The 13899-nt window shown below is 35.8% G+C and carries 10 protein-coding genes; 9 read left to right on the forward strand and 1 reads right to left on the reverse strand.

The genetic code is table 11. From position 1 onward, the window contains the following. Positions 1-197: 197 nt before the first annotated feature. Both ACFS6I_RS08795 and ACFS6I_RS08800 read left to right on the forward strand, forming a co-directional pair. Entirely contained in the window at positions 198-635 is a 438-nt protein-coding gene (locus tag ACFS6I_RS08795) for a nuclear transport factor 2 family protein (RefSeq protein ID WP_380919728.1), read from the forward strand. A 217-nt stretch (positions 636-852) separates the two neighbouring features. Further along, on the forward strand, positions 853-1797 hold the full coding sequence (locus tag ACFS6I_RS08800) for an aldo/keto reductase (RefSeq protein ID WP_380919730.1): 945 nt from the start codon (positions 853-855) through the stop codon (positions 1795-1797). A gap of 336 nt (positions 1798-2133) precedes the next feature. On the opposite strand, the gene ACFS6I_RS08805 is transcribed toward ACFS6I_RS08800, so the two are convergent. Beyond that, complete coding sequence (locus tag ACFS6I_RS08805; protein ID WP_380919732.1) at positions 2134-2898, reverse strand: response regulator transcription factor; 765 nt, start codon at positions 2896-2898, stop codon at positions 2134-2136. Positions 2899-2993: 95 nt separating this feature from the next. Here ACFS6I_RS08805 and ACFS6I_RS08810 point away from each other — a divergent pair, with 95 nt between their 5' ends. The 7 genes from ACFS6I_RS08810 (at position 2994) to ACFS6I_RS08840 (ending at position 13895) form a co-directional block, all read left to right on the forward strand. Beyond that, on the forward strand, positions 2994-3644 hold the full coding sequence (locus tag ACFS6I_RS08810; protein ID WP_380919734.1) for a DUF1349 domain-containing protein: 651 nt from the start codon (positions 2994-2996) through the stop codon (positions 3642-3644). Between the two features lie 573 nt (positions 3645-4217). Then, complete coding sequence (locus ACFS6I_RS08815; RefSeq protein WP_380919736.1) at positions 4218-7274, forward strand: SusC/RagA family TonB-linked outer membrane protein; 3057 nt, start codon at positions 4218-4220, stop codon at positions 7272-7274. Positions 7275-7285: 11 nt separating this feature from the next. Next, on the forward strand, positions 7286-8752 hold the full coding sequence (locus ACFS6I_RS08820; protein ID WP_380919738.1) for a RagB/SusD family nutrient uptake outer membrane protein: 1467 nt from the start codon (positions 7286-7288) through the stop codon (positions 8750-8752). Positions 8753-8784: 32 nt separating this feature from the next. Continuing rightward, positions 8785-10377: an arylsulfatase gene (locus ACFS6I_RS08825; protein WP_380919740.1), complete on the forward strand. Its 1593-nt coding sequence runs from the start codon at positions 8785-8787 to the stop codon at positions 10375-10377. Between the two features lie 22 nt (positions 10378-10399). Next, the gene (locus ACFS6I_RS08830) at positions 10400-12025 is read left to right on the forward strand and encodes an arylsulfatase (RefSeq protein ID WP_380919742.1); all 1626 of its coding nucleotides are present in this window, start codon (positions 10400-10402) and stop codon (positions 12023-12025) included. A 69-nt stretch (positions 12026-12094) separates the two neighbouring features. Further along, positions 12095-12835, forward strand: coding sequence for a thioredoxin domain-containing protein (locus tag ACFS6I_RS08835; RefSeq protein WP_380919744.1), 741 nt, complete (start codon positions 12095-12097; stop codon positions 12833-12835). Positions 12836-13292: 457 nt separating this feature from the next. Next, positions 13293-13895, forward strand: a complete 603-nt coding sequence (locus ACFS6I_RS08840) for an RNA polymerase sigma factor (protein ID WP_132768299.1) — start codon at positions 13293-13295, stop codon at positions 13893-13895. The last annotated feature ends 4 nt before the right edge of the window (positions 13896-13899 follow it).

A 13899-nucleotide genomic window follows, 5' to 3' on the forward strand; every position in this document is an offset into this window, starting at 1 on the left:
GATGATGATGGATTTGAAACTTACCGCCATTATTTTGTCTTTTACCGAGTTTAATATATTGTTAATCTAAATGTAATAAACAGTATACGTTGTTTGTCTTAATTTTGAATCGTAAAGTTAAAGAAGATTATAAAGAAGCAAAATTATTCAGAGACTTACTCCATAAAGCACAATTAACGAATACTATAAAATAAAACATGATGACAACGTTAGCAAAAACATTCGCAGCAGCAGCATTAGTAACTTTAAGTAGCATGACTATGGCGGCAGGCAGACCAGAAAAAAATATGGTTAATCTTTCTACAGTTAACTTAGCAATCGGTCAATATGTAGAAATTATTACAGAAGGACAATCAACAGGATTAGAGCAATTGTTTGCAAGTGATTTTAATCAAAAAGTCCAAGGGCCAAAAACAAAAACAAATAGTCGATCAGAACTCATTAATTTTTTGAAAAAACAAAAAGGAGAGCGATTAAATTGCAAGACAACGACACAGATTTTAGAAAACTCTAAAGACTATGCGATCGCTAAAGTGATCATGCAATTTGATGGCTTTACAAAGAATGACATCGTAACTTTAATCAACGACAATGGAACTTGGAAAATAACGGACTCCATTACTTCATATAAATAGAAAATTGCAGTAAAGTTCATATATTAATGTGAAGCCACGTCGTCAGAAGTGGCTTTTTTGTTATACATGAAGCGCTGCAGCCAACAACAAATTGATATTGCTCTACTTCATTTAACATATAACTTTATAAAAATTAAAGAGTCAACATCTTTACAAATAGATGAATTTATTAAAGGGTTAATAAGTTATTTTTACTTAAATATTTATACAAAAAGACATGAGAAAAGTAAAAATTAAAAATACAGATCTGGAAATTGCACCCATCAATTTTGGAGGTAATGTTTTTGGATGGACTTTGGATGAAAAAGAATCATTTGATATTTTAGATGCTTTTGTTGCTGAAGGCTTTAATTTTGTGGATACCGCAGATACCTATTCTTGGTGGGTAAATGGAGTAGGAGGTCAATCTGAAACGATCATTGGAAAATGGATGAAACTACGTAATAATAGAGAAAATATTGTCATTGCAACAAAAGTAGGATCTGAAACCAAAGAGCACGCTATTGACATCAGTAAAAAGCATATCCTGAAATCCGTTGATGAGTCTTTACAGCGTTTAGGTACAGACCATATAGACCTGTACTATACGCATTTTGATGATCAAGTAACACCAATTGAAGAGACCTTATCTGCATATGATGAAATTATTAAGGCCGGGAAAGTTCGTCATATTGCGGCTTCCAATCTTTCTCCTGAACGATTAATAGAATCTTTTGAAGTTGCTGAGCAGAACAATTTGCCGAAATATGTCGCACTTCAACCACATTATAATTTGATGGAACGCTCCACTTTTGAAAAAGATTATGCTCCTTTAGTTGAAAAATATAACTTAAGTACTTTTTCATACTGGTCATTAGCCGCAGGATTTCTAACAGGAAAATATAGAAGTGAAGCCGATCTTAGTAAGAGTGCACGTGGCGAAGGAGTACGAAAATATTTAAATGCTGATGGATTAAATGTGCTGTCAGCTCTTGATAAAATAGCATTGAAATATCATACACAACCAGCAACAATAGCCTTAGCGTGGCTACTGGCCAACCCATTAATTACAGCACCAATAGTAAGCGCAACGAGTAATAATCAATTGAAAACGCTATTTGATGCCCCTAAAATAGCTTTAGATCAAGAAGATCTGGCATTCCTCAATTTGATAAGTAAGTAATGTGAATTTTGGAACCAATGGTAAAAATGATCTTTATAATGGCATAAATTATGGATGTTTAGAAAAGTAAAGTATCTGTCTAATTATTTTTAAGTAGATTTATAGTAAAACAATGTGCTACGCAATAGATAAATATGAAGACCATACTAATTATACTGCTCATTCTAGTTGCTTTATTGATGATTTACTTAGGAATTAAAGCTGCGATATTACCCCCAATATTAACTGGAGTAGGATTTATTATCATAGCAATCTTATTTAAAATCGGTGTAAAAAGATAATTTTACGCCGATTTTTTTATTTTATCGATTGGGAAAAATAGGAGATCTCTATTCACTATTGAAACAAGTTTAAAGAAGATGCTATCCGGCATGCTTCTATCGAATTCGTAACACGAAGTTTTTCAAGAATGTTTTGTCGGTGTCGATTGACAGTATTAATACTGATGGAGAGGTCATCAGCAATTTCTTTACTGCGCCTGCCAATTTTTATTAAACTAAGAATTTCTATCTCTCGCTTGGATAATAAATTGCTACTTTCCTGTTTTTCAGGTTGAATAATTTGCCCTGTAACACTGTTCACAATAAAGCCCTCGTAAGACTCTGTGTTATCGGACAAATGTGCAAAATTGTACAAACATAGGGCTAACCAAATACTGCCATTAGGTGAATTCTGAACATAATACATGCGATGGGATATCCATATATACTGACCTTCCTGATTGTACATCCTGATCTTACTAATGACATGAAAATTGTGACGGTCAGTAAGAGGTATATGTTTTATAAAATGAAAATATTGCAATTCAAGGATATGCTTCCGTAGTAGATCATCAGGGTGAATAAGCTTGAAAATTGCATCTTCCCATATGGAATCAATCTCTGAATCATGATCTGATAATCCTAGTGTTTGGGCAAGTCCCCCGTTGTAGATATAGCTTTTGTCATTTTTAAGATCACTCAAAACCGCTATCGCATTTTCAATATGAGCATAAAATTGTGCAATATATTGACATTGCTGAAGAAGTTTGTGAGGATCTGGCTCTTGCTCAAATACTTGCTCTAAAAGCTTTTCGTTAAGAACTCCTGCAATGTTATTCATATCTTAAAAAATGGTTATTTATCAGTATTGATAATCTTTAAACGCTCGTATACCTTTGCTAAAGTAAAAAATTATAAGATTATTTGAATACAGAGATGAAGAAATTAATACTACTTATGATGACTGTCCTTTGCCAACAGTTGACAATGGCACAAAATCTAACAAAAATGCAGTGGTTTAATGAACCTGCAAAGTGGGAGGTAAAAGACCAAATGCTGAGTATGTTCGTAACACCCCAGAGTGATTATTGGCGTATATCGCATTATGGATTTACTGTTGACGATGCTCCATTTTATTATGGAACTTATGGTGGTGAGTTTGAAACAAAAGTAAAAATTTCTGCTGACTATAAAGCGAGATTTGATCAGATGGGATTGATGCTACGTATTGATAAAGAAAATTATATTAAAGCAGGAATCGAGTTTGTTGATGGAAAATACAATTTAAGTACTGTCGTGACACACCGCACCAGTGATTGGAGTATCATTAGTTTAGAAAAAGCCATTCCATACGTATGGATAAAAGCTGTAAGGAGGTTGGATGCTGTAGAGATATTTTACTCTTTTGATGATAAAAATTATACCTTAATGCGTAATGCCTATTTACAAGATAATACACCTGTTATGGTCGGCTTAATGGCAGCATGTCCGGATGGTGATGGATTTAATGCAACATTTGAGCATTTCTCCGTGAAGCATCTTGCCGATCAAAGACGCTTAGAATGGTTAAAAAATCATGCAAACTAAAAGGTACATGTTCATGCCCCAATAAAAAAAATAGAAGTACCCCTGTATTTTTAGTGAAAATTTAATAACTGAATCGGATAATAGCTACAGATTAGCTTTATCCGATTTTTCATTTCCTTTTTTGATGTTAATGCATTGGCATTATTGCCAATATAAAAATTTGTTTGACAGATAATATGATTAATAAACGATGTTATATGGTGCTTTAGTTCAGGTTTTAAAAATAATTACATTAAATCTACTTAGTTAGTAGACTTTATTAAATTTATTTTTATATTTGCCTTATCGTTACTCAATTGGCGTTGGCAAACGAAACCGAAATTAATATTCATTATTTAACAAAGTTTATGAAAAACAACCTTACTAACCCATCTACAAGAGCAGTCTCCGTGACTGATTATGTTTCCTTTAATTTCTCTTCCTGCTGGATGCGAATGTGCATCTAATTTCAAAAAATCTTCTTTAAAAAAATAGGGGAAGCTTTAACGCTCCCCCAAGTTTGGATATAATGAACCACAAGTCTTCAATTGGCGTTGGCACTTGTAAGTATTCACTATTAAACACCGTAAAACTATGAAAAAATTAGGAGTACTTCGGTATTCTATACTTATTTTGTTCTTAATACACAGCCTGAATTCGCTGTATGCTCAAATAGAACCTAAACCGATAATAAATGCCTCCTTAGTTGGTACAGTTATCGATGCTTCCAGTAAAGAACCCATTGAAGGTGTCACTGTGCAATTGGAAGCAGTAACACATAGTGTAAAAACAGATGGAAATGGGCGGTTTCAATTTGTTACAGGTCAAAAACTTCCTTTTACGCTGATTGTATCTTTTGTCGGGTATGAAAAGAAAAGGATTGTTATCAATAAATCGCCTACTGTAATTGAATTAAGCCCTACTACGGAAGATCTTGATGAAGTCGTAGTGGTAGGCTATGGTACGCAGAAACGCCGCGATTTGACGGGATCAGTTGCTTCCTTAAATGAGTCTTTATTGAAACAGAATGTATCATCGCTAGATCAGACTTTGAAAGGTGGCATATCAGGGGTGCAGGTTACGCAAACTTCTGGGCAGCCGGGCGGTGGTGTCAGTATCCGTATTCGTGGGGGCGCATCTATTCAGGGGGGAAATGAACCTTTATATGTTATTGATGGTTTTCCCATATATAATCAAACAGAGAGTACTGGAGTAGGTAGTGGAACTCCTGTCAATCCCATGTCGAGTATCAATCCAAGTGATGTCGAAAGTATTGAAGTTTTAAAAGATGCAGCTGCAACAGCAATTTATGGTTCTCGTGGTGCTAACGGCGTAATATTGGTGACAACTAAGAAAGGTAAAGCAGGTCGTGTACAACTGAGCTATGATGGTAGTATAGGACAACAGCAGGTGTTAAAAAAAATAGATGTCCTAACAGCTCCAGATTTTGCTATTCTTCGCAATGAGGCCTTATATGATGCCTATCCGAATCTGGGAAAATTTCAGTACCTCACACAAGATAAAATCGATCAATTAGGTTCAGGAACAAATTGGCAAAAAGAAGCTTTCCAAAATGCACAGATTACGAATCATCAATTATCTTTATCAGGTGGAGCTGAACAGGTGCAATATTTTATTGGAGCCAATTATTTTGACCAAGATGGAGTAATTAAAAATACAGATTTTAAGCGTTTAGGTTTCCGTTCCAATATCAATGCTAATCCTTTTAAGCGCTTAAATGTTGGCGCTAATTTTTCAATTAACAGAACAACGTCTCAAATTGCACCATCAGGAATTGTCAATGCATTATTGATAATGCCTCCAACCGCAACCATATATGATGCCGATGGATCCTACACATTAAGAAATCCGTTTGAAAACATTTTTGCAAATCCTATTGCAACATTAAAAGAAACCACCAATACATCAAATGCATTACGCATTTTGGGAACTTCATTTGCTCAATATGATCTTATAGAAGGGCTTCAGGCGAAAGTTCTATTAGGTGTAGATTTAAACAATAGGACCGATAAATTTTATTTGCCTTCTTACATCTACGAGGGGGCAGGTAACAATGGAAAAGCAAATTTAGGTAATCTAGATTCATATTCATGGCTGAATGAAAATACGTTAAACTATACCACTTCTTTTCAAGATCATCATTTAAATGTTTTAGTTGGATTTACGCAACAGGAGGCAAAGAATGAGACCTTCAACGCGGGAGCTGAAAATTTCGTAACGGATGATCTTTTGTATAACAGTCTGCAAAGTGGATCAACCCTTGTCCGTCCTAATTCCGATGCTTATTCTTGGATACTGCATTCTTATCTGGTTCGTGTAAATTATAATTATGCTAATAAATATTATTTATCAGGCAGTATCAGACGGGACGGTAGCTCTAGATTTGGAGCTGATAATAAATGGGGAAATTTTCCTTCTTTAGCTTTTTCATGGAGAGCTAGCAACGAAAGCTTTTTTAAAGAGGCGTTTCCTGTTGTTAATGATTTAAAGATCCGAGCTAGTTTTGGAACGACCGGTAATCAGGAAATTGGTCAGTATCAGTCGCTTTCGACATTATATAACTTGAATTATTTATTTGGCAATAAAATAGTAACCGGTTTTGCTTCGCAACGTATACCAAATAAAAATTTAGGTTGGGAAACGACCTATCAGTATGATGGAGGATTTGATATTTCGCTATTTAACAGTAAACTACAGTTTACCTTAGACTACTACTACAAAAAAACCACCGATTTATTACTTAATGTTGAAATTCCATGGACATCAGGTTATGCATCTTCTTTACAGAATTTTGGTTCAGTTTCCAACAAAGGATTTGAATTTGGCTTGAAAACCAGGAACCTAAATGGAAAGTTTGTCTGGAATACAGATGTGAACTTTTCATTCAATCGAAATCAAGTATTAACCATTGGTACAGGAGCACAATCTTATATTTCTGGAAATTATATCATTAAAGTTGGTGAACCTCTCGGAACTTTTTATGGTACACAGATCGATGGAATTTTACAAAAAGGAGAGGAATCAACTAAAGGTTTATTTACTGGAAATTCCATACCAAAAGCAGGGGATCGTCTTTACAAAGATATCGACGGTGACGGTAAATTTACAACAGCAAATGACCGTGGCATCATTGGAAATGCACAACCAGATTTTATTTTTGGACTAACCAATACGCTTTCTTATCGCGGCTTTGATCTTACTTTTTTAATACAAGGAACAGTTGGCAATGAGTTACTTAATATCAATCGTCAAAACTTGGAAATGTTTACGGGACAACAAAATGCATCAACAGATGCTTTAGACAGATGGACTGAAACAAATGCCAGTCAAAGCTATCCTAGAGCGAAATTAGATCCTGCTCCAATTTTTTCAGATCAGTTTGTTGAGAATGGTTCATTTGTCAGATTAAAGTCTTTTCAATTTGGCTATACCATTCCTAAACATGTATTAAATGCTACTCGAATATCCAATTTGAATGTATACCTATCTGGACAAAATTTACTGACCTGGAGTAAGTACAAAGGTTTTGATCCTGAAGTGACATCAGGTAGTAACGTACAGATAGGGACAGATTCTGGAATTTATCCAGCTTCACGCTCACTCACAGTAGGTCTTTCTTTAACATTTTAATCCAGAGGTACATGAAAATTACAAATATATTATTCGCATCCACATTATTGATTGGAATCGTATCATGCTCAAAATTAGATGAGAAACCGGAAAGTCTACTGGTTTCTGAGCAATTTTATCTGAATGAAAATCAAGCTGTTTCTGCTGTTAATGGAACATATCGCAAACTATATGAAAGCGGACAGTCCATCTATAATAGTCTTTTTCAAATTGGAGTAGAAATGGCGACTGATGATTATGAAGCCGGACCAAGAGCGCGGAATGCACATGTACGTGCGATCAGTAACTTGACACACGATGCATCGAATGACCGTATGGAACAATTGTGGAAACAAAGTTACGACGCTATAAATGCTTCAAATCAAAATATTGAATACATCGCTTTGATATCACCCGAAAAGATTAATGACGCAATCCGTAAGCGTTTAATTAATGAAGCCAAGTTTTTAAGAGCACTGCATTATTTTAATTTAGTTCGTTGGTTTGGTCCCGTTCCTTTGGTTCTAAAACCTGTAACATCACTTAGCACGGAAGAACTTTATGTGACCAAGGCTTCTGAAAAAGAAGTCTATAACCAAATTATTGCAGATCTTAAAGATGCAGAAAATCTACCCAATTATAAATCTTACGGTGACAACGATAAAGGAAGAGCTTCATCAGGAGCTGCTAAAAGTATACTGGCAAAGGTATATTTAACACAACAAGATTGGTCAAATGCAAAATTAAAAGCACAAGATGTAATTGATAAAGAGGGATATGATTTGTTTCCCGAATTTACGGATGTATTCAATATCGATAAGAAAAACGGTATTGAACATATTTTCTCTGCACAATTCAAAGGGAACAGTGGATATCAGGGAAATTCGCTTGCAAGTAGATCTGCACCTGCGGATATTCCGGGTATTAATGGTGACTATGCGGATGCTTGGCATGCTGAAGGTGGTTTATATGGTACTTTTTCTAAACAGGATAAACGTTTAAATATCACATTTACTACAGGGATGATTTCTCCGGTCGATGGTAAGTATTATGCACTTGCAAAACCTCAATTTAATAAATATTATGATGAGAGTGTAGTAGGCAACCAAAGTCAATCTTCTAAAAATTTACCCATTATTCGTTATGCTGAAGTATTGCTCATATTGGCAGAAGCTGAAAATGAGCTCAATGGATCAACTTTACTAGCACAGACTTCTCTAAATAAAGTTAGAGTGCGTGCAGCAACAGGTGATATCGAAAAAAATTTAAGTAAAGATGATTTTAGAGAAGCAGTATTTGAAGAGAGAAGGAAGGAGTTAACTTTTGAATATCAAAGGTGGTTTGACTTAGCGCGCAGAGGGGCAACCTATTATGTTGCAAAACTAAAGGCCGCAGGTAAAACCAATGCGGCTCCAAGACATATTCATTTTCCCACGCCACAACGCGAACTGAATTTAAATCCAAATCTTAAACAGCATCCAGATTGGGTTAATAATTAAAATCAATTCACATTCATTAAAAATTTCACATAATGAAAAGAAACTATTATTTATTGACGCTCTTAATAACTTTAAGCAGCCTCGCTGGGTGGTCCCAGGACAAACGTCCAAATGTGATCTTGATCTTGGTCGATGATCTCGGTTTTTCAGATATTGAACCATATGGTGCATCTGATATCCATACGCCAAATCTAACAGAATTGGCATCTCAAGGAACTCGTTTTCAAGAATTTTATAACAACTCGATCTGTGCTCCAACAAGAGCATCTTTATTGACTGGGCAATATGCCCATAAGGCAGGACTAGGTTATTTCAATGTAAACCTTGGACTTCCTGCATATCAAGGTTTCTTGAATAAAGAATCGCCAACGTTGGCAGAAGTCTTAAAAAAGGCAGGTTATTCCACTATTATATCAGGCAAATGGCATGTTGGGGACGATTACGATCAGTGGCCGGCACAACGTGGATTTGAACGGTCGTTCAATTTTGTAGGAGGTGCGTCTAATTTTTATGAAATTGGCGATTCTACTCAAGCGACAGTGCCTTTGTACAAGAATAATAAACCCTTCTACTTACCTAAAGATCGATATCTGACCGATGAAATTACCGATCAGGCAATTGGATTTTTGAAAGAGCAGCATCATGATAAAAAGCCATTCTTTCTGTACCTAGCATTTAATGCACCACACTGGCCTCTACAGGCACCAGAAGAAGAAACACAAAAGTATCAGGAAACTTATACTATTGGTTGGGACAGTTTACGCACAAAACGATATGAAAACGCTATTAAACAAGGCGTATTCCCTGCGAAGCAGAAAATAAGTGCTAAAGATACATTAACGCAAGAATGGAATAAATTAACCTATGATGAAAAACAATACTGGAAAAGAAGACAACAAGTATTTGCAGGTATGATTGATCGTGTGGATCAAAGTATCGGTAAGATTCGTCAGACCCTAAAAGAGTTAAAAGTTGATGACAATACAATCATTATATTTTTGTCTGACAATGGTGCACAAGGTGGTGATCGAGCCCGTATTTATACAAGCAGAAACACGGGTACTGTTGGTTCTGCAGGATCTTATGATGTGCAAAATAGCAATTGGTCACAAACGGGAAATTCACCATTAAGAAGTTACAAGGATAACCCATACGAGGGTGGTATTGGCGCTCCTTTTATTGTTTGGTACCCTAAGGAAGTAAAAGCCAACACCATCAAAAGAGGAACTGGACATCTAATTGATATTGCTCCAACATTATATGATTATGCCCAAGCAAAGTACCCAAATACGAATTATGGGACCGCTACCAATACACTTCCCGGAGTCAGCCTTAGAAAACTGTTAAATACTGATCTGGCACAGGTGGAGCGTAATCAAGCTTTATTTTGGGAACGTGCCGGCAATCGAGCTGTCCGTTTCGGAAAATGGAAACTTGTGTCTACTTATCGCAACGGGAATAAAGTTGAGTTATATGACATCGATACAGATAGAGGAGAGAATCATAATGTCGCGTCTCAGCATCCTGAAGTTGTAACACAGCTTGAAGAATTGTACAAGAAATGGGCAAAGGAAAATGACGTAGTCAACTATGACCGTATTAAAGGACAGTCCTCATTTCGTTAACATTTAAAAAAAATACATCACCATGAAAAGAATATTTTCCCTATTATATTTAACTGTGAGCCTAACGACACTTGGTGTAGCACAGCAAAAAAAGCCTAATATTGTGCTAATCTTAGCCGATGATTTGGGTTATTCAGATCTTGGCGCCTACGGAGGTGAGATTGAAACCCCCAACTTAGATCGGCTTGCCTCAGAAGGATTGCGGTTACGCGAGTTCTATAATAATTCCATTTGTGCACCCACTCGTGCGTCTTTATTGACAGGGCAGTATCAGCATAAAGCTGGAGTAGGCTATTTTTCTAATGACCTCGGATTACCTGCTTATCAAGGATATATTAATCAAGAATCACTAACCCTTGCTGAAGTATTGAAGGAAAACGGTTATAACACCATCACATCCGGCAAATGGCATGTATCTGGCAAAGGGACGAGTCTTCCTTGGCAGCGTGGTTTTGATCTCGTATTTCCAAAGGATGAAAAGAGTTCTGATTCAGGTGCGCCCGGTTTTAAAGGTGAAACAGATGCACAAGGATATCCATTTCCTGAAAACTATGCTACCAATGTAATCAATCAACATGCTTTATCATTTTTGGATCAAGTAAAAGATGATAAAAAACCCTTCTTCCTCTATTTAGCTCATACAGCTCCACACTGGCCTTTAATAGCGCTACCTCAGGATATTGCAAAATATAAGGGGAAATACGATAAAGGCTGGGAAGCAATTCGTCAAGAAAGATTTAAACGTCAGAAGGAGTTAGGTTTAGTTACTCCTGATACCAAATTATCAATACCTGATGAAGATATCTACGATTGGGATCGACTATCATTTGATCAACGTCAATTGTGGGCAAAGAAAATGGAAATATATGCCGCTATGGTCGACCGCTTAGATCAGAGTATTGGTCACCTTATCCAGAAATTGAAAGACAATAATCAACTGGATAATACACTCATTGTTTTTTTATCCGACAATGGAGCTCCAGCTGAAGATTTAGTGAAGTGGCATCATGGCGCAAGAATAAACTCAGGGCCTGTAGGCACTACAGGCTCGTATGAATCACAGAGTAAAAACTGGTCATATGCTTCCAACACACCTTATAAAGCATTTAAAGATTACACCTATGAAGGTGGTATTAATACACCATTTATAGCTTGGTTTCCTAAGCGGATACAGGCAAATACCATTAAAAATGGGACTGGACATATTATTGATTTAGCACCAACATTCTACGCTTTAACAGGAGCGACATATCCAAAAACATACAAGGGTTTAAAAACCAATGATTTAAAAGGTAAAAATCTGTTGCCTGTTATTTTTGATGATAAGAATAAAATTGACAGACCTGAAGGACTTTTCTGGGAACGTGCCGGTAATCGCGCGGCTCGAATAGGCAAATGGAAGTTGATCTCAACTTGGCCCTCTTATAAATGGGAATTGTATAATTTAGAAAACGACCCTACTGAAATAAAAGATGTTGCTAGCCAAAATCATGATGTGGTATCCCAATTATCTCAAGCATATTTCAAATGGGCTAAAAATAACGGTGTTGTTGATTTCGCCGAACTTGAGGGTCGTGAACCGGTATCTATGAAAGAATTTAGAAAAAGTAAGACACAAGAAATAGCAGCACCCGCTTTCCGTTTCTAGTGAATTATCTTTTCTAAAAAATGAACTCGTAACAATTTAAGAAAATTCAACATTTATCGTGTTTAACAAATGAAAAAACAGATTACATTAATCCTAATTTTATTGGTCATCACAGTGTTTGATGGCAAAGGACAAAACCAATCATCTCCGATAGAGAAGGAGAATAGAGAACAAAAAGATTTTCGCGTAAAAGCGGCGTTATTTCATGAAAAAATAAGCCAACAGGATAAGCCTCAGATTTTAGATGCTCGCAGTGCTGAAGAATATGAACAGGCACATTTACCACAAGCTCGTCAGATCGATCCTGCCGTTAAAGGTTATGAACAGCAATTAGGTAGATTAATCAAAAGTCAACCAGTCTTTATCTATTCGATCCAAACCGGGCGATCTACAAAAATCGCTAATTTACTCGCAGAACGTGGATTTAGAAAGATCTATGTTTTGGCACCTGGTATTTCAGCTTGGATCGGAGCAGGATATCCAGTAGAGGTAGCAACTGTAAATAAAAATAGAATTTTATTGGCTGATTTTAAAACAGCATTGAAATCTCAGGAATATGTTCTCGTTGACTTCGGATCAAACTATTGCCCGCCTTGTAAAAAAGTAATACCAGTATTAGATTCAATCAACAGCAAGGCGGAAAATAATATCAAAACAATTTTAGTAGAAATAGATGCAAATCCTGAAATAATTAAAGATTTTAAAATAACGTCCATACCAACATTAATTCTCTACAAGAATGGTGAACCTATTTGGAAAAAAACAGGTATTCCTTCCGTTGCAGAAATTGTAGCTGCAAGTGTCAAGTAGTGGTCTTGACCTGCAATAAGCATTATGATTTTAATAGCTAATCTGTATTATACAGGTTAGCTATTTTTGTATCCTAGTTCTGTCTTGTTTTTCCAAAATCAGGTTTTAGTGACTTAAATTCCCATGTATTCATAGTATATGTAAATTTCCCTTTCTCCATCTGCCTTACACCTATTGAAATTCGATTCTCCCAGATAGTGATGAAATATAATTTCAGAATGATAGCATTACCCTTGTTCAAGTCATCCATTTAACTGCATAAATCTTATTTTGTAATGTAGATCATTTTTGTATATTTACGATAAGTAACCAATTATTTAATTACCAGAAACAACCCATATTCTTAACAATTTGATAATCTCCTAAAAGGATTAAGCTGTTTGTTTTTTAAATAAATTTGCCCGTGGTTTTCAAACCACAAAATCACAGATGTAGAAGCTAAAACATATCAATTAACATGAATAAAACGGTAACAGAAATTGAAGAAATCGTAGCAATGTCGAGGGGAGACGTAAAGGCTTTCAATGCATTGTATGCGCGGTATCATAAACCTGTACATGCAAATATTCTAAAATTAATCGATAATCGTGAATTAGCGACCGAAGTGTTGCAAGATGTTTTCTTATCGCTTTGGCAGAATCGATTTAAGATACAAGTAGATCGTCCTGTTGGGGGTTGGTTATTTGTTGTAAGTTATAATAAATCGCTTAATGTTCTACGCAGTAAGTTGAAAGAATCAGTTGCGTATATTGCCAATTATCCCGAAGAAATTTATGCAGAGGAAGATAGCAGTATTCAAGAAGAAATTTTCAATAAGCAAATGGAAATCTTGGAAGAAGCCGTTGCCGTTTTACCAAAAAGAAAACGGGAAGTATTTAAATTGTGTCGTTATGAGGGGCGCACAAAAGAAGATGTAGCTGATCTTTTAGGACTTAGCCCACAATCGGTAGCAGATTATCTCAAACAATCGAACAAAGCCATTAGAGAATATGTCGCTAAGCAATACCCTGCCTATGCAGAAAGATCATTACTCATCGTCTTTCTTCTCGCGAATCTTTAATTTT

This window comes from Sphingobacterium anhuiense (genome assembly GCF_042686355.1).
GTDB lineage: Bacteria > Bacteroidota > Bacteroidia > Sphingobacteriales > Sphingobacteriaceae > Sphingobacterium > Sphingobacterium anhuiense.

Excerpts from the sequence above, each read along its gene's own strand:
- ACFS6I_RS08795 (WP_380919728.1), top strand. The coding sequence starts at position 198 with ATGATGACAACGTTAGCAAAAACATTCGCAGCAGCAGCATTAGTAACT.
- ACFS6I_RS08800 (WP_380919730.1), top strand. The coding sequence starts at position 853 with ATGAGAAAAGTAAAAATTAAAAATACAGATCTGGAAATTGCACCCATC.
- ACFS6I_RS08805 (WP_380919732.1), bottom strand. The coding sequence starts at position 2,898 with ATGAATAACATTGCAGGAGTTCTTAACGAAAAGCTTTTAGAGCAAGTA.
- ACFS6I_RS08810 (WP_380919734.1), top strand. The coding sequence starts at position 2,994 with ATGAAGAAATTAATACTACTTATGATGACTGTCCTTTGCCAACAGTTG.
- ACFS6I_RS08815 (WP_380919736.1), top strand. The coding sequence starts at position 4,218 with ATGAAAAAATTAGGAGTACTTCGGTATTCTATACTTATTTTGTTCTTA.
- ACFS6I_RS08820 (WP_380919738.1), top strand. The coding sequence starts at position 7,286 with ATGAAAATTACAAATATATTATTCGCATCCACATTATTGATTGGAATC.
- ACFS6I_RS08825 (WP_380919740.1), top strand. The coding sequence starts at position 8,785 with ATGAAAAGAAACTATTATTTATTGACGCTCTTAATAACTTTAAGCAGC.
- ACFS6I_RS08830 (WP_380919742.1), top strand. The coding sequence starts at position 10,400 with ATGAAAAGAATATTTTCCCTATTATATTTAACTGTGAGCCTAACGACA.
- ACFS6I_RS08835 (WP_380919744.1), top strand. The coding sequence starts at position 12,095 with ATGAAAAAACAGATTACATTAATCCTAATTTTATTGGTCATCACAGTG.
- ACFS6I_RS08840 (WP_132768299.1), top strand. The coding sequence starts at position 13,293 with ATGAATAAAACGGTAACAGAAATTGAAGAAATCGTAGCAATGTCGAGG.